The sequence below is a fragment of the Nonomuraea sp. NPDC050733 genome (assembly GCF_040654215.1).
Classification (GTDB): domain Bacteria; phylum Actinomycetota; class Actinomycetes; order Streptosporangiales; family Streptosporangiaceae; genus Nonomuraea.
In genome coordinates, this window is the sequence record NZ_JBFAHO010000033.1 from 12,440 (window position 1) to 33,602 (window position 21,163).

Annotated in this window: 18 protein-coding genes; 9 read left to right on the plus strand and 9 right to left on the minus strand. The window is 71.3% G+C overall.

Going from position 1 to position 21,163, the window contains the following annotated elements; all coding sequences use genetic code 11:
* Positions 1 to 81: 81 nt before the first annotated feature.
* Together rny and AB0H64_RS34355 are read right to left on the minus strand one after the other, a co-directional pair.
* Positions 82 to 1,698: a ribonuclease Y gene (gene rny / locus AB0H64_RS34350; protein WP_357632943.1), complete on the minus strand. Its 1,617-nt coding sequence runs from the start codon at positions 1,696 to 1,698 to the stop codon at positions 82 to 84.
* A gap of 565 nt (positions 1,699 to 2,263) precedes the next feature.
* Entirely contained in the window at positions 2,264 to 7,000 is a 4,737-nt protein-coding gene (locus tag AB0H64_RS34355; RefSeq protein WP_357632945.1) for a DEAD/DEAH box helicase, read from the minus strand.
* An 88-nt stretch (positions 7,001 to 7,088) separates the two neighbouring features.
* Here AB0H64_RS34355 and AB0H64_RS34360 point away from each other — a divergent pair, with 88 nt between their 5' ends.
* The 3 genes from AB0H64_RS34360 (at position 7,089) to AB0H64_RS34370 (ending at position 8,949) form a co-directional block, all read left to right on the plus strand.
* Positions 7,089 to 7,577, plus strand: coding sequence for a VOC family protein (locus AB0H64_RS34360; RefSeq protein ID WP_357632948.1), 489 nt, complete (start codon positions 7,089 to 7,091; stop codon positions 7,575 to 7,577).
* Positions 7,578 to 7,657: 80 nt separating this feature from the next.
* Complete coding sequence (locus tag AB0H64_RS34365) at positions 7,658 to 8,383, plus strand: WYL domain-containing protein (protein ID WP_357632951.1); 726 nt, start codon at positions 7,658 to 7,660, stop codon at positions 8,381 to 8,383.
* A 371-nt stretch (positions 8,384 to 8,754) separates the two neighbouring features.
* On the plus strand, positions 8,755 to 8,949 hold the full coding sequence (locus tag AB0H64_RS34370) for a DUF3046 domain-containing protein (RefSeq protein WP_310710463.1): 195 nt from the start codon (positions 8,755 to 8,757) through the stop codon (positions 8,947 to 8,949).
* 10 nt (positions 8,950 to 8,959) lie between these two features.
* On the opposite strand, the gene AB0H64_RS34375 is transcribed toward AB0H64_RS34370, so the two are convergent.
* On the minus strand, positions 8,960 to 9,232 hold the full coding sequence (locus AB0H64_RS34375) for a hypothetical protein (protein WP_357632954.1): 273 nt from the start codon (positions 9,230 to 9,232) through the stop codon (positions 8,960 to 8,962).
* A 156-nt stretch (positions 9,233 to 9,388) separates the two neighbouring features.
* Between AB0H64_RS34375 and AB0H64_RS34380 the strand changes: the two genes are divergently transcribed.
* The 3 genes from AB0H64_RS34380 to recX all read left to right on the plus strand — a co-directional run bounded on the left by AB0H64_RS34380 (position 9,389) and on the right by recX (position 12,883).
* Positions 9,389 to 9,748: a VOC family protein gene (locus AB0H64_RS34380; protein WP_357632956.1), complete on the plus strand. Its 360-nt coding sequence runs from the start codon at positions 9,389 to 9,391 to the stop codon at positions 9,746 to 9,748.
* A gap of 237 nt (positions 9,749 to 9,985) precedes the next feature.
* Positions 9,986 to 11,095 carry a recombinase RecA gene (recA, locus tag AB0H64_RS34385; protein WP_357632958.1) on the plus strand — a complete coding sequence of 370 codons (1,110 nt, stop codon included), beginning with the start codon at positions 9,986 to 9,988 and terminating at the stop codon, positions 11,093 to 11,095.
* 1,041 nt (positions 11,096 to 12,136) lie between these two features.
* Positions 12,137 to 12,883, plus strand: a complete 747-nt coding sequence (gene recX / locus AB0H64_RS34390) for a recombination regulator RecX (protein ID WP_357633091.1) — start codon at positions 12,137 to 12,139, stop codon at positions 12,881 to 12,883.
* A gap of 192 nt (positions 12,884 to 13,075) precedes the next feature.
* On the opposite strand, the gene AB0H64_RS34395 is transcribed toward recX, so the two are convergent.
* Positions 13,076 to 14,161 carry a glutamate--cysteine ligase gene (locus AB0H64_RS34395; protein ID WP_357632961.1) on the minus strand — a complete coding sequence of 362 codons (1,086 nt, stop codon included), beginning with the start codon at positions 14,159 to 14,161 and terminating at the stop codon, positions 13,076 to 13,078.
* 988 nt (positions 14,162 to 15,149) lie between these two features.
* On the opposite strand from AB0H64_RS34395, the gene AB0H64_RS34400 reads away from it, so the two are divergent.
* Positions 15,150 to 15,602 carry a hypothetical protein gene (locus AB0H64_RS34400; protein WP_357632963.1) on the plus strand — a complete coding sequence of 151 codons (453 nt, stop codon included), beginning with the start codon at positions 15,150 to 15,152 and terminating at the stop codon, positions 15,600 to 15,602.
* On the opposite strand, the gene AB0H64_RS34405 is transcribed toward AB0H64_RS34400, so the two are convergent.
* The 3 genes from AB0H64_RS34405 to AB0H64_RS34415 form a co-directional block, all read right to left on the minus strand.
* Positions 15,599 to 16,012 carry a zinc-binding dehydrogenase gene (locus tag AB0H64_RS34405; RefSeq protein WP_357632966.1) on the minus strand — a complete coding sequence of 138 codons (414 nt, stop codon included), beginning with the start codon at positions 16,010 to 16,012 and terminating at the stop codon, positions 15,599 to 15,601. The two genes, AB0H64_RS34400 and AB0H64_RS34405, sit on opposite strands and share 4 nt — an antisense overlap.
* Positions 16,013 to 16,350: 338 nt before the next feature.
* Complete coding sequence (locus AB0H64_RS34410) at positions 16,351 to 16,500, minus strand: hypothetical protein (RefSeq protein ID WP_357632967.1); 150 nt, start codon at positions 16,498 to 16,500, stop codon at positions 16,351 to 16,353.
* 165 nt (positions 16,501 to 16,665) lie between these two features.
* A complete protein-coding gene (locus tag AB0H64_RS34415; protein WP_357632970.1) occupies positions 16,666 to 17,010 on the minus strand; it encodes a helix-turn-helix domain-containing protein in 345 nt (114 codons plus the stop codon).
* 121 nt (positions 17,011 to 17,131) lie between these two features.
* Here AB0H64_RS34415 and AB0H64_RS34420 point away from each other — a divergent pair, with 121 nt between their 5' ends.
* Positions 17,132 to 17,530 (plus strand): VOC family protein, encoded by a 399-nt coding sequence (locus AB0H64_RS34420; protein ID WP_357632972.1) that lies wholly within the window; start codon positions 17,132 to 17,134, stop codon positions 17,528 to 17,530.
* 212 nt (positions 17,531 to 17,742) lie between these two features.
* Positions 17,743 to 18,891: a helix-turn-helix domain-containing protein gene (locus tag AB0H64_RS34425; RefSeq protein ID WP_357632975.1), complete on the plus strand. Its 1,149-nt coding sequence runs from the start codon at positions 17,743 to 17,745 to the stop codon at positions 18,889 to 18,891.
* 172 nt (positions 18,892 to 19,063) lie between these two features.
* Here AB0H64_RS34425 and AB0H64_RS34430 read toward each other — a convergent pair whose 3' ends face one another.
* Positions 19,064 to 19,720, minus strand: a complete 657-nt coding sequence (locus AB0H64_RS34430; protein ID WP_357632978.1) for a M15 family metallopeptidase — start codon at positions 19,718 to 19,720, stop codon at positions 19,064 to 19,066.
* 12 nt (positions 19,721 to 19,732) lie between these two features.
* Positions 19,733 to 21,142, minus strand: coding sequence for an ROK family transcriptional regulator (locus tag AB0H64_RS34435; RefSeq protein WP_357632980.1), 1,410 nt, complete (start codon positions 21,140 to 21,142; stop codon positions 19,733 to 19,735).
* Between the last annotated feature and the right edge of the window lie 21 nt (positions 21,143 to 21,163).

A 21,163-nucleotide genomic window follows, 5' to 3' on the forward strand; every position in this document is an offset into this window, starting at 1 on the left:
GACGGGCCGCTCCACCCCTCACCCGCCCGCGACGGCCTCTGTCACCCGTGTGTCGAGCGGCAGCGGCCGCGCGACGGCTGTTCAGCGGGCGAACTCGGTGGCGCGGGACTCGCGGACGACCGTGATGCGGATCTGGCCCGGGTAGGTCAGCTCCTCCTCGACCTGCTTGGCCACGTCCCTGGCGATCACCTGCGCCTGGATGTCGTCGATCGCGTCGGGCTTGACCATCACCCGGATCTCCCGGCCCGCCTGCATGGCGAACACCTTCTCCACGCCCTCGTACGACTGCGCGATCTCCTCCAGCCGCTCCAGCCGCTTGACGTACGCCTCCAGCGACTCGCGGCGCGCTCCGGGACGGCTGCCGCTGATCGCGTCGGCCGCCTGGGTGAGGACCGCTTCGACGGTGCGCACCTCGACCTCGTTGTGGTGCGCCTCGATGGCGTGGACCACGTCCTCCGACTCGCCGTACCGGCGGGCGATCTCCGCGCCGATCAGCGCGTGGCTGCCCTCCACCTCGTGGGTGAGTGCCTTGCCGATGTCGTGCAGCAGGGCGCAGCGCTTCATCAGCCGCTGGTCGAGCTTGAGCTCGGCGGCCATGATGCCGGCGATGTGCGCCGACTCGATGAGGTGCTTCAGCACGTTCTGGCCGTAGGAGGTGCGGTAGCGGAGCTGGCCGAGCAGCAGCGTCAGCTCCGGGTGCATGTCGGTGATGCCCAGCTCGACCAGCGCGTCCTCACCGGCGCGGGCGCACAGGTCCTGGACCTCGGCGCGGCTGCGCTCGTGCGCCTCCTCGATGCGCTGGGGGTGGATGCGGCCGTCGAGGACGAGCTTCTCCAGCGTCAGCCTGGCGGTCTCCCGGCGTACCGGGTCGAAACACGACAGCAGCACCGCTTCGGGGGTGTCGTCGATGATGAGGTTGACGCCGGTCGTGGACTCGAACGCCCTGATGTTGCGGCCTTCGCGGCCGATGATGCGGCCCTTCATCTCGTCGCCCGGCAGGTGCAGCACGCTGACCACGGACTCGGCCGTCTGCTCGGCCGCCACCCGCTGCACCGCCAGGGTCACGATCTTGGTGGCGCGCTTCTCGCCCTCCTTGCGGGCCTGTCCCTCGATCTCCCGGATGATCAGCGCGGCCTCGCGCTTGGCCTGGTTCTCGATCTCCCTGACCAGCTCGGCCTTGGCCTGGTCGGCGGTCAGCCCGGCGATCCGCTCCAGGATGGCCCGCCGCTCCTCCTCGACCTGGAGCAGCTCGGCCCGCCGGTCGGACAGGCGGGCCTCGGCCTCGCCCAGCTTGCGCTGGAGCTCGGACTGCCGCCTGGCCTCCTCGTCCAGGCGCGCCTCGCGCTCGGCCAGACGGGTCTCACGGCGTTCGAGGTCGGCCCGCAGCTCCTTGAGCTCGGACTTGAGGATCCGGCCCTCCTCCTCGACCTCGCGCCGCATGCGCGCGGCGCTCTCGGCCGCGGCCTCGGACCGGCGCAGGATCTCCTCGGCGTCGGACTCGGCCCTGCCGCGGATCTCCCCCGCCTCCTGACGGGCCTGCTCCAGCTCCTCGTGCACGGCCTCGATCTGCTCGGGGGACGGCTTGGCGGACTGCGGCAGGAGCCCCGAAGTGCGGCGGACCACTATGAGCAGCGCGGCGATCATGCCGAACGTGAGCAGGAGCACCGCCACCGACAGCACCACGACAAGCGGCCCCATGTGCTCCCCGCCCTCCTCGCGTCGTCAACACCCGTAAACGTGGCCACAGAACGCGAGGGGTCACATGCGCGGCGCGGAACGCCGATCGGCGTCATCACGACGACGGAGGTCTCGCCGAGACTGTCTCGCCGAGACGAAAGCCAGGCCGAGCTCGGCCGGGCACCGACTGAGACAGCCGGAACCTCGCCCGCTCGATGGAACAAGCTCGTTCGTCCGTACTTCACCGGTATGGCAATCCGCGCAGCGCGGAGTAACTCCTCACTGCCGTCGAGGTTATGCGTCGGAGAAGTCACGAGCAAGCAAACGGGTTATCAAGCGTGTCTTACGGGATGGCTTCTCGTGATTCGCCCGGATATGGTGCGATCTCGGAAATGGCACGCGTACGGCAAACCACGCCCTGAGCCCGTGCGCGCACGTCCCGGCCGTGCCGGCGGGGGGCACGGGCGCGTTCTTTCCCCTGCAGTCAATCCCATAAACCCCTGTAGTCACATGTGCCCCGCATTCGCCTCCGGCGCGGGCCGCAAAGGGACTTACCTGATGGAAAGCCGGAAACCCATTCCGTCCCTCAGGCACGCAGGCGCAGCCCCCGGGGAGTCGGGTGGAAGCCCGCGGCCTCCAGCGCCTCCGCCAACGGCGACTCGGTGATGGATGCCCCGTCGGCGCGCTCCACGGTCAGCTTGCCGAGGGCGCCGTCGCGCACGGCCAGCGCCAGCGCGTCCACCGCGGGCCGCAGCCGCTCGTCGTCGGTGAACGACAGCAGCGTCTTGCCGCCCCGCTCGACGTACAGCACCAGGGACCCGTCGACGAGCACCACCAGCGCGCCGGCCTTGCGGCCGGGTTTGTGGGCGACGTCGCCGGGGTGCGCCGGCCACGACAGGGCTGCTCCGTAGGGGTTCGCCGGATCGGCCGCCGCGAGCACCACCGCCCGCCGCGTCCCCGCACCACCGGCCGTACCGGTGGACAGCTCGGCGGGAGGAACGGCCGGGGCGCCTGAGGGGGCCATGGCCCGCATCCGGTCGACGGCTCCGGGCAGCGCGAACTGGGCGCCTCCCAGCCCCTCCACGAAGTAGCCGCGCCGGCACCGGCCGCTCTCCTCGTAGGCGCGCAGCACCTGGTAGACCGGCGAGAACCCGCCGGGCAGCCGCTCGGACGTCACCGCGCCGCGGGTCAGCACGCCGTGGCGTTCGAGCAGCGCCTCGGCCTGCGCCTGCGCCCGCTGGGTCGCGTCGCCGGCCGGTGACAGCAGCAGCCACCACCGCCCGCCCACGGTCGGCGGCCCGCTCCGGGTGGGCAGGACGGCCCGGCGGCGGCGCGTCGTGGCCGGCCGGTGGGCGGGACGCCCCGAGCCGAGCATGGCCCGCAGCGGCGCCAGCGTGTCGCCCGACACCCGGCCCGCCCACACGAGGTCCCACAGGGCCGTGGCGAGCTCCGCGTCGTCCAGGGAGCCGAGCCGCTCGGACAGGCCGCGGAAGAACAACGCCCCTCCCCCGCCGAGCGCCTCCAGCACCTGCTCGTGGACCGGCGTCATCGTGATCTCGCCCGGCTCCGGCAGCAGCACCGGCGCGGTGTCGGCGAAGTAGAGCGAAACCCATCCGTCACCGCCCGGCAACGACCCCTGGCCGGCCCAGATCACCTCGCCGGACGAGGTCAGCTCGTCGAGCAGCGCCGGATGGTAGCCGGGCACCCGCGAAGGGAGTACCAGGGTCTCCAGCGCCGACGCGGGCACGGCGGCGCCCTGGAGCTGCTCGACGGCGTGGACGAGCGCGTCCATCGCCCGCGCCTGGTTTGCCGGCCCTGCGGGCCCGGAGGAGCCGGTGATGCCGTGCCAGGCCGGCAGGAACAGGGCCAGCGTCTCCGGCGCGACCGGCTCGACCTCCTTGCGCAGCCTGGCCAGCGAGCGGCGCCGCAGCATGCGCAGCACGCCCGCGTCACACCACTCCTCGCCCCGGCCCCCCGGCCGGAACTCGCCGTTGACCACCCGCCCGGACGCGGCCAGCCGGTGCAGCGCGTCGCGCACCACGGCCACGCCCAGCCCGAACCTGGCCGCCGCCGTGCCCGCGTGGAACGGCCCCCGCGTGCGGGCGTGGCGCGCCACCAGGTCGGCCAGCGGATCGGCGACCGGCTCCAGGAACGCGTGCGGCACGCCCACCGGCGGCGGCACGCCCAGCGCGTCGCGCATCCGCGCCGCGTCCTCGATGGCCGCCCACTGCTCCTCGCCCGCGACGCGCACCCGGATCGCCCGCCGTGCCCGTTCGAGGTCCCCCAGCCAGGCCGGGTCACCGCCGCGCACGCTCACGTCGGGCGCCAGCAGCGGCCCGTGCGAGCGCAGCAGGTCGGCCAGGTCCTCGGCGTCGCGCAGCGGCCGGTCGAGCCTGGCCAGCTCCCGCTCGGCGTCGGAGATCACGTCCGGGTCGAGCAGCTCGCGCAGGTCGGCCTGGCCCAGCAGCTCCGCCAGCAGCGAGGTGTCGAGGGCCAGCGCCTGGGCGCGGCGCTCGGCCAGCGGCGCGTCGCCCTCGTACATGAACGCGCCCACGTAGTGGAACAGCAGCGACGCCGCGAACGGCGACGCCTGCGACGTCTCCACCTCGACCACCCGCACCCGGCGGGCGGCGATGTCGCGCATCAGCCGGACGAGCCCCGGCACGTCGAACACGTCCTGGAGGCACTCGCGCATCGTCTCCAGCACGATCGGGAACGACGCGTACCGCGAGGCCACACCCAGCAGGTTGGCCGCCCGCTGACGCTGCTGCCACAGCGGGCTGCGCCGGCCGGGGGTGCGGCGCGGCAGGAGCAGCGCCCGGCCCGCGCACTCCCTGAACCGCGAGGCGAACATCGCCGACCCGCCCAGCTCCTCGGTGACGATCTGCTCGATCTCCTCCGCGTCGAACGCGGCCACGTCGGACGGCGGCTCGGTCAGCGTGTCGGGGATGCGCAGCACGATGCCGTCGTCGGAGTGGACCGCCTGCACGTCGACGCCGTAGCGCTCCTGCAGCCGCCGATTGATCGCCAGCGCCCAGGGCGCGTGGACCCGCGCGCCGTACGGGGAGTGGATGACCACCCGCCAGTCGCCCAGCTCGTCGTGGAACCGCTCGACCAGGAGTGTGCGGTCGTCGGGCACGTAACCGGTCGCCTCGCGCTGCTCGGCCAGGTAGGACTGGAGGTTGGCGGCGGCGTACTCGTCCAGCCCGGCGGCCCGCGCCCGCTCGGTCGAGCCGTTCGCGGCCTGCTCGCGCAGGAACGCGCCGATGGCCCTGCCCAGCTCGGCCGGGCGACCCGGGGCGTCGCCGTGCCAGAACGGCAGCTTGCCCGGCTGGCCGGGGGCCGGGGAGACGAGGACCCGGTCGGCCGTGATGTCCTCGATGCGCCACGACGTCGCGCCGAGCACGAACACGTCGCCGACCCGCGACTCGTACACCATCTCCTCGTCCAGCTCGCCGACCCGTGACGCCTTCTCGCCCACCAGGAACACGCCGAACAGGCCGCGGTCGGGGATGGTGCCGCCGTTGGTGACGGCCAGCCGCTGGGCGCCCGGCCGCCCGCGCAGGGTGCCCGTCACCCGGTCCCACACGACACGGGGGCGCAGCTCGGCGAACTCCTCGCTCGGGTAGCGGCCGGCCAGCATGTCGAGCGTGGCCTCCAGCGCGGAGCGGGGCAGGGTGGCGTAGGAGGCGGCCCGCTTCACCACGGCCTCCAGCTCGTCCACCGTCCACTCGTCGAGCGATGTCATCGCCACGATCTGCTGGGCGAGGACGTCGAGGGGGTTGCGGGGGTAGCGCAGCTCCTCGATCTCGCCGCTCTTCATGCGCTCGGCCACGACCGCGGTCTGCACGAGGTCGCCGCGGTACTTGGGGAAGATCACGCCCTTGGACACGGCGCCCACCTGGTGGCCGGCCCGGCCGATGCGCTGCAGGCCGCTCGCCACGCTGGGCGGCGCCTCGACGCAGGCGACCAGGTCCACGGCGCCCATGTCGATGCCCAGCTCCAGGCTGGAGGTGGCGACCACGGCGGGCAGCCTGCCGGACTTGAGCGCCTCCTCGATCTGCGCCCGCTCCTCCTTGGAGACGGACCCGTGGTGGGCGCGGACGACCTCGGTCACCACTCCCTTGCTCGCGCCGGCCTGCGCCATCATCTCCGCGGGACTCCGCCGCACCAGCCGGCCCACGCCGGGGGCGTCCGGCGTGCGGGAGTCAGACGTTCGGGGGCCGGATGCATCGCCGTCGCCCTGGCCGTGGCCGCCGCTGTCACTTTCGCCGTAGGGGTCGGTCTCCCAGATCGACAGGTCGATCGCGTCGGCCGTCTCAGGTCCATGAGCCCGCTCGTACGCCAGCTCGTTGAGGCGTGTGCAGAGGCGCTCGGCCAGCCGCCGGGAGTTGGCGAACACGATCGTCGAGCTGTGGGCTCCGATGAGGTCGAACAGCCGGTCCTCGACATGCGGCCAGATCGAGCGGCTGGCCGGATCGGGCACCAGGTCGTCGCCGTCGCCCCGGCGCGGCCCGCCCTCCAGCTCCGTCATGTCCTCGACCGGGACGACGACCTCCACCTCGATGCGCTTGTCGGAGGGCGGCTGCACCACGGTCGCCGGCCGGGAGCCGCCCAGGAACGCCGCCACCTCGCTGACCGGCCGGACCGTCGCCGACAGGCCGATCCGCTGGGCGGGCCGGTCGAGCAGCGCGTCGAGCCGTTCGAGGCTGAGCGCCAGGTGCGCGCCGCGCTTGGTGGCCGCGACGGCGTGCACCTCGTCGATGATCACCGTGCGCACGTCGCGCAGCGCCTCGCGCGCCTGGCTCGTCAGCAGCAGGAACAGCGACTCGGGCGTCGTGATCAGAATGTCGGACGGCTTGGCCGCGAATCGCCTGCGGTCCTGGGCCGGGGTGTCGCCGGACCGGATGGCCACCGAGATCTCCGGCACGGGCAGGCCCAGCCGCCGGGCCGTCTGCTTGAGCCCGGTCAGGGGTGCGCGGAGGTTGCGCTCGACGTCGACGGCCAGCGCCTTGAGCGGGGAGACGTACAGCACCTTCGTCCCCCCGGCCGCGCCCTTCTTCTCGCCATCGGCCGCTGTGGAGCGCCCGGACGGCTCGGGGCGCTCGAGCTGCTCAAGGCGCTCGGACTGCTCGGCGGCCAGCCGGTCGAGGGACCACAGGAACGCGGCCAGCGTCTTGCCGGAGCCCGTCGGCGCCACGACCAACGTGTTGTCACCCCGGGAGATGGACTCCCAGGCCCCCTCCTGCGCCGCCGTGGGCGCGACGAAGGCTCCGGCGAACCATTGCCTGGTCACCTGGCTGAAATGGTCGAGCGAGCTCACCTGCCCATAGTGCCTCGCCGTACCGACAGAAAACGCATTGTGGCGGCCCCGGGTGGTTGAGCGGCACACAGGCGGACATAGAGCGACCGTGAGCATTGACCAAGCAGCCATCGACGCGCGCCGCGAGGAGATCAGGGAGCGCTACCTCTTACCGCGCCGGCCACCCAGCAGCGCTCGCGGTCTGCACCACTTCGCGCTGGTGTCCTCGGACCTGGAGCGGACGATCCGGTTCTACCAGGAGCTTCTGGAGTTCCCGCTTACGGAGATCATCGAGAACCGCGACTACAAGGGTTCCAGCCACTTCTTCTTCGACATCGGCAACGGCAACCTGCTGGCCTTCTTCGACTTCCCGGGGCTCGACCTCGGCCCGTACCAGGAAGTGCTCGGCGGGCTGCACCACATAGCCGTCTCCGTCGACCCGGCCACGTGGGAGCGTCTGCGCGGGAAGCTGGAGGTGGCCGGCGTGCCGCACCAGATCGAGAGCGGCGCCTCCATCTACTTCCGGGATCCCGACGGCGCCCGCCTGGAGCTGCTCGCCGACCACCTCGGCGAGATGTACGGCTCACGCGTGCTCTGAACCCACCTCGGAACTCGCGCCGTGCGCTGGTCGAGCCGGTGGGCGGCCGCAGCTGAACGCCGCCTAATCTGAACAACGCCATGAACCGTACCGAACGCCTCTACGCCCTGGTGGAGGAGCTGCGCGCCGCGGCGCCCCGGCCGCGCACGGTGGGCTGGCTGGCCGAACGGTACGGCGTGGCGCGTCGCACCGTGCAGCGGGACCTGCAGGCGCTGATGGAGACCGGCGTGCCGGTGCGCATGGAGGCGGGGCGGCAGGGCGGCTGGTTCATCGACCGCGACACCTCCCTGCCGCCGATCAACCTCACGACGACCGAGGCGCTCGCGGTGGCCGCCGCGCTGGCCGGTGCCGAGCAGACCACGCCGTTCTCGGCCGCGGGCCCGGCCGCGATGCGCAAGCTGGCCGCCGCGCTGAGCGAGTCCGCCGCCGAGGAGGTGCGCGCCCTGACCGACCGCATCCACGTGCTGCCCGCCCGCACCGCCCCCGACGTCCTGCCGGTCATCGAGCAGGCGGTGGCCCGGCAGCGCGTGGTGTGGATCCGGTACGCCGACTCCGCGGAGCGGAGGAGCGAGCGCGAAGTCGAGCCGGGCGGCCTGCTGACCGCCTCCGGATCGTGGTATCTCATCGGCTGGTGCCGTAGCCGCCGAGCCGGGCGCGGCTTCCGCCTCGACCGCATTCTCGCCGCCGAGCTGCGCGACGAGCCCTGCCCGGCCCGCGAGATGCCGACCCTGGACCGCGGCCTGGCCCAGCGCGTCCGCCGCGCCGACACTCTGCGCTCCCTCAGCCGGGAGCGGGGCGCGGGGTGAGCGGGGCCGGCGGCGGTTCCGTCATCACGGCAGCATCGACCACGCCGACGCGCTCCGCGCGTACCGGAAGACCGTCATCGGACGAGCGGACCGAGCCCGCCAACGACTGGCTCGGCATCCTGTGAAACGGCCCCTATCGCCGCGATGCCCGGCGTGTCCTCGGCTCGCCCGCGCGAGGGGCCTGCCTGGTGCCGGCGTGCCGTTCGGACCTCTCCGCCTTGTCCTTCTGTACGGCGAGACGTTGCGCCAGGCGTAACACGCGGCGCCTGGCGCGGTTCGCCTTGATCTTGGCGGTCTTCGGGGGTGAGGACTTGTGAGTCTTGGCCATGCGGGTGTCCTACCCATGCCGCCGGTGGTCCCATACTTGAGTGATGCGGTTGACCGAGTTCTGGAGACGGATGCGCGCCCACTTCGGCGACACCTACGCCGACTCGTGGGCCCGCGACTACGTGCTGGCGCCCCTGGGCGGCCGCACGGTCACGCAGGCGCTGGCCGAGGGCGAGAGCGCGAAGAGCGTCTGGCGAGCGGTCTGCCAGGTGGAGAACGTGGCGTCGTCACTCCGGTGACCTCGAAACGTCACCGGGGGGACGCGTCGAGCGTCCGCCTCAGCGCGCCGGCCGTGCGCGCCAGCTCCTCCACGCGTCCCTGACCGCCGGGAGCCCACAGGAAGATCCATCCCCCGCGCGAGGGGGTGGCGAAGATGATCGTCTGCCGCCCGGTGTCCGGATGCCAGACCCAGAGCATCGGGTCGTCGCCGCCAATCATGCGGCTCACCAGCCCCTGCTCGGGCAGCAGCTCGGCGAGAGCCTCCAGATGGGCGCGCCGTTCCCCGGTGTACGTGTTCGCCACGTCGCCGCCTCCAACCCTCTGCCCTTGAGTCTCCCCACCCCATGACGGCTGGCAACACGAACGCCGCAAACCATCGCATATACGATCGATCCGGACGTAGCGTCGCGGCACGTCACCGCTCATCAGGCCTTCTTGCCGATCGCTACTCTGGCCGTCATGCACGTGCGCCTGAGCCAGATCGTGGTGGATTGCCGGGACCCGCAGAGCTTGGTGCGCTTCTGGGCCGCCCTCGTCGGCGGCGACCCGGTGAATCGCGCCCGTGGCTGGTCCCATGTCGAACCGCCCGGTGGCGTACGGCTGGCGTTCCAGCCGGTCGCCGAGGACAAGGCCGTGAAGAACCGGCTGCACCTGGACATCGAAGTCGACGCGATCGAACCGGCCATCACCCGCGCGCTGAGGCTGGGCGCCACGCGGATCGGCGAGACGGTCATTGACGATCAAGGGGCCTTCCAGGTCATGGCCGACCCCGAGGGCAACGAGTTCTGCTTCGTCTGCGATCGAGCCGCCACCGCGTGATTCGCCGTTCCTCGATCGCTCCCACTTCGACGGCAGGCGCCCAAGATCTCCCGCCGAAGGCCATCGGCCCCTCGCATCGCGCGGGCCGCGTGTTACCGGTGTGATCGAACAGCCGTTCGGCTACCATGAGAGACGCCGGGGACTCCGCCCTCCCCGACGACCCACAGAAAAATGTCGGTGGCAGGCCGTAGCTTTCACTCGACTGAATCGGACCACAACCCTTCAGGGGGAGCTCCCATGGCTATCAACGACCGCGAGAAGGCCCTCGAGACCGCCCTCGCCCAGATCGAGCGGCAGTTCGGCAAGGGCTCCGTCATGCGCCTCGGCGATGACGCCAGGGCTCCCATCGAGGTGATCCCCACCGGCTCCATCTCTCTCGACGTGGCGCTGGGCATCGGCGGCCTGCCGCGCGGCCGGATCGTCGAGATCTACGGACCGGAGTCCTCCGGTAAGACCACGGTCGCCCTGCACGCGGTGGCCAACGCGCAGCGGGCTGGCGGCATCGCGGCGTTCATCGACGCCGAGCACGCCCTCGACCCCGAGTACGCCAAGAAGCTCGGCGTCGACACCGACGCGCTGCTCGTCTCCCAGCCCGACACCGGTGAGCAGGCGCTGGAGATCGCCGACATGCTGATCCGGTCCGGCGCCGTCGACATCATCGTCATCGACTCGGTGGCCGCGCTGGTGCCCAAGGCCGAGATCGAGGGCGAGATGGGCGACAGCCACGTCGGTCTCCAGGCCCGCCTCATGTCGCAGGCGCTGCGCAAGGTCGCCGGCGCCCTCAACAGCACCGGCACCACCGCGATCTTCATCAACCAGCTTCGCGAGAAGATCGGCGTCATGTTCGGCTCGCCCGAGACCACGACCGGTGGTAAGGCGCTCAAGTTCTACGCCTCGGTCCGCATGGACATCCGCCGCATCGAAACCCTCAAGGACGGCACGGAGGCGGTCGGAAACCGCACCCGCGTCAAGGTCGTCAAGAACAAGATGGCCCCGCCCTTCCGGGTCGCCGACTTCGACATCCTCTACGGCGTGGGCATCTCCCGCGAGGGTGGCCTGATCGACATGGGTGTCGAGCACGGCTTCGTCCGCAAGTCCGGCGCCTGGTACACGTACGAGGGCGACCAGCTCGGCCAGGGCAAGGAGAACGCCCGCAACTTCCTGAAGAACCACCCCGACATGGCCAACGAGATCGAGAAGAAGATCAAGGACAAGCTGGGCGTGGGTCCGCGCGTCGACGCCCCGGCCGAAACCGCTCCGCCCGCCCCGCCGGCCCCGGCCACCGCGGCTGCTCCCACGGGCCGCGGCTCGAAGGCCGCCGCCGCGCCGAAGCCCGGTGACGTCTGATCGGCCACCCATGAGTGAACACCGGCCATCGGCCTCGGCATGAGCGGCAAGGACCCGGCGCCCCACGATCGCGACTGGGGCGCCTGGCCAGACGTCTCTCCTTCATCCGCCGGCCGTACGAGCAGACGGGGCGAGTCCGGCTCCGCCTCCACATCAGGTTCCGGTTCCACTTCCAGGTCCGGTTCGTCCTCGACTTCCCGGTCCGGCACTTCCCGATCCGGCCGTCGTACGGACGCGGCTTCCGGCCGTCGTTCGGATGCGGCTTCCGGCCAGGGCCAGGACGCGGCGAACGGTCGTCGGAGGCGCGGATTCTCGTCGGACGACGCTTCGGGCCCTTCGAGGAGCCAGGAGCAGGGTGGCGCTCGCGGTCAAGGAGGGGACGTCTCGCCGTCGGTGGACGGCTGGCCCTCACTGACCGAATGGCACGAACAGCGCAGACAACGCGCCACCTCCACCACCCCGGAGCCCGACCTTTCCCCGCCGGACCAGCAAGCCCACCTCCAGGAGCTCAACGACCAGAACATCCAGCCCCCATCCCTCCATGAGGCAACGGAAGCCGTCCACCCGGATGGCATGGAGGATGACACCCCTGCCTGGCCGACACAGTCATCGGACCACATCCACCCGTTCTGGGCTGCCGGAGCGACCACGCCATTCCGGGATACCGAGACACCTGCGACCGCCGGGCAATCCGCCGACACCGCTCTTCCGTTCGTGGCCGAGCCGCCTTCTGGCAGCTGGTCGCCATTGGAGGAATCGCAGCCGGACGAGTCTGCGACTCCGAGCAGGGAATCGTCGTGGACGGACAGAGCCGGCGACGGCGCGACCGTCGAAGCACCGTGCAACGGCACGGCCGGCGACAACGCCGGCGCCAAGCCACTGTGGACCGACACAACCGATGACGGCACTGGCCCCATGGACACCACAAGCGCTGACACCACTGGCCCCGTCGACACCACAAGCGCCGACACCGCTCGTCCCATCGACAACACAAGCGCGGGTCCCGATGGCACCAATAGCACCATGGAAGCCAGCGCTGACATGCACGCCACTGGCACCAGCACAGGGTCGCTGTGGGGCGGCGGGGTCGATGACGGTGTGGGCGACGGCGCGTCCGAGGAGGGGCGGGCGAGTCCTGGGCGCCGGTCCGGGCGAGGACGTTTCGGTGGTGGACGTTCCGGTGGTGGACGTTCCGGGTCTGGGCGTGGCGGGCGCGGGAGGCGGTCCGGTGGCGCGGGACGGGGTTGGTTGTCTGATGGGCCCGACGAGGAGTCGCCCGCGGCAGCCGCGCCTCCGGCCGATCCCGAGTCGGTGGCGCGGGCCATCTGCCTGCGGCTGCTCACGATGGCGCCCAAGACACGCGCCCAGCTCGCCGAGGCCCTGCGCAAGCGCGACGTACCGGATGAGGCGGCCGAGGCGGTGCTCGACCGGTTCTCCGAGCTGGGCCTGATCAACGACGAGGCGTTCGCCGAAGCATGGGTCGACTCGCGTCACCATGGCCGCGGTCTCGCCAGACGCGCCCTGGCCGCCGAGCTGCGCCACCGCGGTGTCGACTCGGAGACGGTGAACGAGGCCGTGGAGCGGCTCGACCCCGACCAGGAAGCCGAGACGGCCCGCCGCCTCGTGGACCGCAAGCTCGCCTCCACCCGCAACCTCGACCCCCAGACCCGCACCCGCCGCCTCGCCGGCATGCTGGCCAGGAAGGGTTACCCGTCCGGCCTCGCGTTCCGGGTCATCAAGGAGGCGCTGGAGCAGGAGGGTGTGGAGGTGGAGGAGGACTATCCGTAAGGGGCGGTGCTGGGCTGAGGTTGCGTGAACTTCGAGGATGCCGCCCGTCCCACGGCACCTGCATGCCGCATGCGCGGCCGGCCCGTCGGTAAGAAGCCTGCCCGTCGGTAAGAGGCCGGCCCGTCGGTAAGAAGGGGCGTGACCGGGGCTCCGCGCTGCGGGCGCCGCTCGTGTCGGGAAGCGCGGAGGATGTCAGGCGGCGGTGCCATGGATGAGGTCATCCACCACTTTCGCCAGGTCGCCGGTGGCGGCGTGGGTGCGGAGCTGGCGGGTGGCGCCTGAGCCTCTTCGGAGGAGCCGGTTCAGCCCGTCCTTGACGAGCCCGAGGTCGCCCGCCTCCGCCAGCGCCGGCCGTACATCGTCGAGGAGGCGGCGCGCCAGCACCGGCGCGGGAACGAGCGTGCCATCCCGGAGGTCAAGGGTGTCGCCCGCGAGGCCGTCGCGAGCGGCGCGCCAGTAGGCGGCCCTGAGGACCTCCGGTGGAACGGGCGGGCCGCGATCACCGTCGTCCACCCTGGTCAGGGCCGTCACGACGAGGGCGCGTACCAGGCCGGCGATGGTGGCGCTGTCGCCCACGTCCAGTGGCACGTCCGTGACGCGCACCTCGACGGTCGGCAGCCGGGGCGACGGGCGCACGTCCCAGAACACCGTGCGCGGATCCATCAGCGCCCCCGACTCCGTCAGTGCCCGCAGGGACTGCTGGTAAGCGGCGTACGAGGAGAAGTACGGCGGGGCGCCGGAGACCGGCCACCGGCCCCAGCTGATCACGCGCCAGGAGGCGTAACCGGTGTCACGGCCCGCGAAGAACGGCGAGTTCGCGGCGAGCGCGATGAGCGTGGGGAGCCAGGGGCGCAGGTGGTTGCCGACGTAGACGGCGTGCTCGTCGTCCGGGACGTCCACGTGGACGTGCAGGGCGCAGATGCTGCTCTCGTCCTGGAGGGCGCGGTAGAGGTCGCGGCCGTGCTCGTAGCGGGCGTCGTCGCCGAGCGGGGGCCGGGCGACCTCGCCGAGGACGGGGCAGCCGCTGGCCATCACGGACAGGCCGCACGACCGCGCCGCCCCGGCCACGTCCTTGCGCGTCAGGCGCAGGTCGGTGGCCAGCGCGTCCAGATCGGAGGTCGGCGCCGTGCGGGCCTCCACCTGGAAGCGGGTGATCTCCTGGTCGACGTCGAGCGCCCCTGAGGTTCTGGCCAGGACCTCGGCCGCCCGGGGAACGACCTGACGGGTGCGAGGATCGACGACGAGGTACTCTTCCTCGATCCCGATCAGCAAAGCCACGACCCACCTCACAGCGCGCGCAGGGAACCACCTCCGTACCGTTCTTTTGTGGTTTGTGCCCGTTGGTGCTCCCCAGCGAACCGCTTCACCCATCTTCGCCGCCGTTCCCACACCCCTCTTTCTTCTTTACGGCCGGCACGGGAGCGCCCACCCTCCGCACGGGGCCAGCCACCGTCCAGGGGAACGCTCCTCCGGCTCCCTGGCTTACCGCCGTGACGTGCGCATTGTGGGCCGTCCACGTGGACCCCAGCACCACGGACGCCCCCGGAAAGACACTAGGCCAGAGCCCTCCAAGGCGGCGGGAAACCGCTTACTCATGTGCGGCCCCGACGGCGTGGAAAGCTGCCGACCAGACGCAACTGTTAAGAATCCTTCCAGTAAGCGTGGCATGGCATCCCCGTCCCTGTCCCGAGGGAGCTTCGAATCGCATGGGAAACGCCCCGACCGAGACGGCGCCCGTCGCTTGACCGTGTGGGCCTACGCCCGGGCGACCTCGTGCGCGCAGGGCGACACACTGCCCTTCTTCGTCTCCGAGACCGCGCCGGTCAAGGTGGCCGACGTGGCGAGCGATCGGGTCGTGTTCACCGGTGCCGCGACGCCCGGCTGGGAGCTGGAGATCGGCGCCGACTGGCCCAGCTCGCTCTACCGGACGCGGTTCGGGTTCGAGGTGCCATCGCCGCAAGGGCTGCCCGGCGAGGCGCCCTGCCCGGGGCAACGAGGTCTTCTTCGTGGTCCGCGAGGCGGTGCCGGCCGCGCCGATCCTGGTCAGCGTGCCGTTCACCACCCGCCGCCGTATCTGCTGCGCCGGTCGAAGACCTCCAAGGGGCGCTCGAGGTTCTTGGGCTCGAGGAAGCAGCGGAGGGCCTTGGGTTCGAGGGAGCCGCCGAGGCCTTGAGCGGACCGAGCCGCCGAGGGCCTTGAGCCGCACCGAGCCGCCGGAAACGTGGTCGCGCTGGCGGTGCCGAGGGAGGCTGCGGCGGGGTTTCCGGTGGGACTGTACGGGCTGACCGACACGGGGCGGCTCGTCTGGTGGGACGGCGGGGACACGTGGGCGGACCTCGATGCGGCGCCTTCGGGTGCGACGGGGCTGGCGATGGCGGACTGCACGTTCTACGCGGCGACGGAGAGCGGGCAGCTCTGGCGGCGGCCATTCGCATCCCGAGGGTGGGAGCAGGATGATGCGATCAGACCGGCCGGCGACAGCCGACGTGGCTTCCGCATGAGCGGGCTGGCGGCCATGAGCGGGCGGCTGTTCGCCGGGCTCGCCGGCGACCGGGTGCTCAACTCGCTCCCCGGCCGTCCTTGGGAGGAGTACGACGTGAGGCTCGTCGCGGCTGTCTTCACGGCGCACGCGGGCGCACTGCTGGCCGCCGACCGGGAGACCGCGCTCAGCCGCCACACCGTCCGCCGCCACCGTCGCCAGGACAGCCACCCTCACTAGGGCCGGAGCACGATCCTGCCGTGGGTGTGCCCTTGCTCCAGCTCGCGGAAGGCGTCCTGCACCCGCTGCAGCGGGTAGGTGCGGGCGATCGGCACCTCGAGCTCACCGCGCGCGACGAGCCGGGCCAGTTCGCCCAGCACGGCCGCGCAAGCCGCCGAGCCTTCTCCGTAGTCCGTGCGCCGGCCTTGGCCGCGGCCCGCCAGTCGCGGATCGTATCGATCCGCTCGGGGCCGCACGCCCAGCTCCACTGCCAGCTCCACGTAGCCGGCGCCGAACGTGTCGATGAACGCGTCCACGTTCCCGCCGGAGGCCTGCCGGATCCGTTCGGCCGCACCCTCTCCGCACTCGACCGGAACGACACCGCGGTCCTTCAACCGGGCGTAGTTCGGCTCGCTCGCCAGCCCGATCACCGTGGCGCCGCGCGAGTTGCACGGCGAGGGACCCCACGCCGACCCGCCGCGCCGGATACGACGACCGTGTCCGCCGGTCCGGGGGCGACCGCGAACAGGGTGGCGTACGCGGTCGTGCCGGCCACGTACAACGACCCGGCCACGTCCCAGGACAGCCCCTCCGGACGCGAGACCAGATTCACGTCGTCGACCGCGACGAACTCCGCGTGCTCGCTCTGTTGTAGGTGAAGCCGAGGACTTCGTCGCCCACCGAGAAGCCGCGCGCCTGCGGACCGACCTCCACCACGACGCCGGCCAGGTCGCTGCCCTGCCCGGAGGAGAACGTCGCCGGCCAGCGGTCATGCCGCGTCGCCCTCCCGGATCATCACCTCGCCGGGCTGGATCCCGGCCGCGCGGACCTCGACCAGCACCTGCCCGGGACCCGGTGCCGGGCGCTCCACCTCCTCCACCCGCAGGACGTCGATCCCACCGTATGCGTGGAACCGCACCGCCTTCATCACGTGATCACCGCTCTTCCTCGTTCGGTCAGACCTTGGACGATCGCGCCTCCACCATGCCTTCGCCTTCGACGGCTCAGGAACGGAGCGGTTTCCCAAGGATCGACGGCCCCAGGATGCGTTCGACGAACCGGCGGCGCCGATGGCGCTGGACAGTCAGCCCGCCTCAGCAGTGACCATGTCCCTGACGTCGGCAACATGCTCGAGACCCCATTCAGCTAGGGCGTGGACTGTGGCGTTGAGTGAAGCGCCGGCCGGAGTCACGGTGTATTCCACCCTGGACGGCACTTCGTCAAAGACGTCGCGCCGTATCAGGCCGTCCGCCTCCATCGCCCGGAGTTGTTCGAAGAGAACCTTCTCGCTGATGCCGGGGATGCGCCTTCTCAGTGCGCCGAAGCGCATCGGCCGACTGTGCAGCTCCCAGAGGATCGTCGCCTTCCATTTACCGGAAATGGCCGCCAGAGCGATACCCAGGCCGCATGCCGCAGGATATTGCCGCACGATCGTCTCCTCCCACTAACCATGGCGTAGGTGCTTACTATTAAGTCAGTACTTGTCTGCCTCTTCGGAGTTCTCATAGTGTTCTTCACGAACGCCGAACGACCGAAGAAAGAGAATGAAAATGAACAAGGTTTTCTGGTTCGATGTGCCGGTGCGCGATATCGACCGGGCCTCGGAGTGGTACAACGACGTATTCGGCTGGGACATCCAGCCCAGGCACCCGGAGGACGGAGGCGACGCGCTCAGCTTCCGCATGGCCTATACCAGCCAGACGGGCGACAGGCACACTCCGCTGCAGCCCGGTTCGGTGAATGGCGGCGTGGTGACGCGCGACATCGGCATCACGCAGCCGACCATTCTCATCGAAGTCGAGAACATCGACGAGAAGATCGAGCAGTTGGTCAAGGCAGGCGGTGGAATCGTGACCGAGAAGGTTCACCTGCCCCTCGCCGAGGGTTATTTCGCCTACGTGACCGACCCTGACGGCAACGTCCTCGGGCTCTACGAGTGGGAGAGCTAGCCGGCCGACCGGCGCGAAATCACTGCAGCCGACTCCTTCCCACCAGTGGTGTCACCGAAGCTTGCTGAGGTGAATCACCGGCACACGAAGCTCCTGTTAAACGCGCCGCGCACAGGCAATGCCGTTTCCAGAGGCTTCGTGTGCCGTCCGGGGCGAGCGACTGCCGGCGGCCGGTGTTCACGAAGGGCGCCCGGCCGGTCAGCCCCCTTCCGATGACTGTGATCGGTGTTCCTGCCACGTCCGTCTCTTCCCTGTCCGTTTTCGTCACGACGGTCAACCACCATGGCAGCGCGCGGCGCCGTCCGACACTGGCAGGAGCGCCGACATTCGCCAAATTCCTGCCAGAGGGTGTGCTCGTGAGTGCTGGTTCCATCGCGCTGGTCGTGATCGACGACATCATCCCCATGTGGGACATGTACGAGCTGGGCATCGCCTCAGCGGTCTTCGGCGTGGCCCATGACGATCTCGCGAACCCGTGGTACGACCTGCGGTTGTGCGGGACGCGTCCCGGAATCTCCGCCCCCCGGCCAGGGTTCGCGCTGAACGCGCCATACGGACTGGACGAGCTGGAGAAGGTCGATACCGTGATCGTCCCGGCCGTGCCGGAGGAGTGCGTGAGGGGCGACCGCGAGCTTCCCGCAGAGGTGATCAGTGCGCTTCGGCGGGCCGGAGCCGCGGGGGCCCGCATGGTCTCGCTCTGCAACGGCGCATTCGGGCTCGCTGCCGCGGGACTCCTCGACGGCCGCCCCGCCACCGCCCACTGGGAACACACTCATGTCCTGGCTGAGCGGTTTCCCAAAGTGAGGGTCGACGACTCCGCGCTGTACGTCGACGACGGTGATGTGCTCACCAGTGCCGGCCTCAGCGGCGGCCTCGACCTGTGCCTGCACATCGTCCGCCGGGACCTCGGCGCGCAGGTGGCCAACCAGCTGGCCCGGCGCCTGGTGGTTCCCGCCCATCGGCCGGGCGGCCAGGCCCAGTTCGTGGAACGCGCCATCGCCCTGACCGACGACAGCATCGCCCCTGTGCTGCACTGGGCCTTGGAGAATCTCGACCGTCCGCTCACCGTCGGCGACCTGGCCGCGCGCGCCGGAATGAGCGCCCGCAGCTTTCACCGGCACCTCCAGGCTTCGACCGGCACGAGCCCGATGAAGTGGCTGCTCCATCAGCGTCTCGCCCGCGCGCAAATCCTTCTCGAAACCACCGACCTGCCCATCGACCACATCAGCGAGCGCAGCGGGTTGGGCACTGCCAACAATCTCCGCCACCATTTCGCCCTGCATGTGGGCATCACACCCACCGAATACCGGCGAGCCTTCCCCGCTTCCAGGGCAGGGGCCATGTCCAGACCTCGCGCGTGACGGCAGCAATCTGGCGGCCAGGCGAGCCACCATCGAGGCCGGCCAACGCGAGCGCCACTCCCTGCGCCCCTGGACGCCTCTGACTGGCGGCGCCTCTTCCTGCGCCGTCGCCAGGACCGCCGTCAGAACAGTCGCCGTCGTCAGGACAGCGGCAGCGGGCAGGCGCAGGTGATCAGAGTGACGTCGGCCCGTAGAGAGCGTGGGAGGCTCCGGTGGTGAAGGCCCAGTAGCAGTCCCCGTACGACCAGTGCCACCACTCTGTCGCGTAGTTGACCATGCCCACCGGCTCCAGCGCCCCGGCCAGGATCTTGCGGTGCCGGCGGGCGATCTCCGGCAGGTCCGGGGCCGCCGTGTAGCACAGGCCGCCGCTCTGCTCGGGTGTGTCGTTGACCGCCGTGCCCATGTCGTACTCGATCCCGTCAGGGTCGCACAGCGTGAGGTCGACGGCGGCGCCGGCGGTGTGCGGGGCCACCTCGACGGGCGAGACGTAGCGGCTGGTGGCGGCGTGCAGCTCGTCCGGTGTCAGACCGGGGAAGCGCTCGGCCAGCTCGGCCCGGTAGCCGTCGAAGATCTGGCGCTGCGACGCGATGGATCGGTGTCCCTCGACGATCAGGAGGTGGTACCCGTCCGGCAGGGATCGCTCGGCACGCTCCAACCGGTCGACGAGGCCCTGACGGAGGTGGGCGTAGGCGCCCTCCGGGTCGGCCATCCGGTGATCGACCCGTAGCCGGCCACGGACGTCGGCCAGCGGCTCGCCGTTGTCGTGGAGGGGGGTCGCGGCGACACGCGGGTCGGAGATCAGCACGATGCCGCCAGTTGGGTGCCACATGTGCAGCAATTCTCACACAGTGTCAGAGAAAACCTGTTCGCGGGCCTGCTCCAGGGCGGCCACCAGAGCCCCACGCAGCACGGGGTTCCCTGTCACGCGCGTGGCGACGACGCTGGGCCGGCTGGGGCTGATCGTGGCCACGGCCTCCTCGACGCGGGCGGCGAGCTCCGCGCCGCCCGCCTTGCCGATGTCGCCGGCGAGCACGATGAGCCCGGGATCGAGGACGACGCTGACGGCTGCCACGGCCACGGCCAGACGGGCGGCGACCGCGTCCAGGAATCCGTCGTTGCCGGACGAGGTCGCGGCACGGATCAACCCGGCGACCGACACCGGGCCGTGGTGGTCGGCGGGACCACCGGAGCGGCCCGTGGAAAGGCCGGAAGGGTCTGCGTGGGCACGGGCGCCGGCGTCACGGGTGCCGGCGAGATCCCCGGCAGCCTGGTCGTGGCGGGCGGAGACCCCTACTGCCCCCGAGCCGCCGAAGTGGCCGGTGAGGTCAAGGACTCCGGCGTCATCGCCGCCGACGAGGCCCCCGTCGGTCCCGTCGGGCAAGGCGAGGCCCCCCGCACCCCCCGACCGCCCGAGAACCCCGTGCTCCCGCGCCAGCTCCACCAGCGCCCGCTGCCCCACCAGCCGCTGGTACGACCCGCTCTGCGGCTGGGACACGTCGTCCGGCAACGGCTCCCCCGGCACCGGGAGCCAGCCGATCTCCCCCGCCCCGCCCGTGATCCCCCGGTGCAGCCGTCCGTTCAGCATGACGCCGAGTCCCTGGCCGACGCCCGCCCAGATGACGGCGAAGTCGTCGTGCCCCGCGGCGGCGCCGTGGCGGTGCTCGGCCAGGGCGACGAGGTTGACGTCGTTCTCGATGGTCACGGACGCGCCGAGGGTGCGGCGGAGACTCGCGAGGACGCCGGTGTGCCAGGCGGGCAGGTCGTACGAGAAGCGGACGTCGCCGGTGCCGGGGTCGACCACGCCGCGCGTGCCGATGACGAACGAGCGGAGCCGGCCGAGGGTGATGCGGGCCGAGGCACAGGCCCGCTGGACGGCGTCGTGGACGGCGGCGACCGGGTCCTCTCCCCCGGCCGGGTCCACGACGATCTCGACGACGACGCGGCCGGTGATGTCGGCCACGCCGACGGTGATGGCGTCGGGCAGCACCTCAAGGCCGGCGACGTGGGCACTGGAGGGCACCACCCCGTACAGGGCGGCGCTGGGGCCGCGGCCGCTGGCCCGCTCCCCCGCGACGTGGACGAGCCCGCGCTCCTCCAGGCGGGCGAGGAGCTGGCCGGCCGTCACCTTGGACAGGCCGGTGCGCTCGCCCAGCTCGGCCCGGGTGAGCGGGCCTGCGGAGATGAGCAGTTCGAGCGCGCTGCGGTCGTTGAGCCGGCGCAGCAGCCGGGGGACGCCCGGGTTGCGGGTCACGAGCTCCCTCCCCTCTCGTCA

What these genes read in the sequence shown, in the direction of transcription:
- AB0H64_RS34425 (WP_357632975.1), top strand. Translation starts at nt 17,743, where the DNA reads ATGACTGTGATCGGTGTTCCTGCCACGTCCGTCTCTTCCCTGTCCGTT.
- AB0H64_RS34380 (WP_357632956.1), top strand. Translation starts at nt 9,389, where the DNA reads ATGCACGTGCGCCTGAGCCAGATCGTGGTGGATTGCCGGGACCCGCAG.
- AB0H64_RS34370 (WP_310710463.1), top strand. Translation starts at nt 8,755, where the DNA reads ATGCGGTTGACCGAGTTCTGGAGACGGATGCGCGCCCACTTCGGCGAC.
- rny (WP_357632943.1), bottom strand. Translation starts at nt 1,698, where the DNA reads ATGGGGCCGCTTGTCGTGGTGCTGTCGGTGGCGGTGCTCCTGCTCACG.
- recA (WP_357632958.1), top strand. Translation starts at nt 9,986, where the DNA reads ATGGCTATCAACGACCGCGAGAAGGCCCTCGAGACCGCCCTCGCCCAG.
- recX (WP_357633091.1), top strand. Translation starts at nt 12,137, where the DNA reads ATGCACGCCACTGGCACCAGCACAGGGTCGCTGTGGGGCGGCGGGGTC.
- AB0H64_RS34430 (WP_357632978.1), bottom strand. Translation starts at nt 19,720, where the DNA reads ATGTGGCACCCAACTGGCGGCATCGTGCTGATCTCCGACCCGCGTGTC.
- AB0H64_RS34420 (WP_357632972.1), top strand. Translation starts at nt 17,132, where the DNA reads ATGAACAAGGTTTTCTGGTTCGATGTGCCGGTGCGCGATATCGACCGG.
- AB0H64_RS34365 (WP_357632951.1), top strand. Translation starts at nt 7,658, where the DNA reads ATGAACCGTACCGAACGCCTCTACGCCCTGGTGGAGGAGCTGCGCGCC.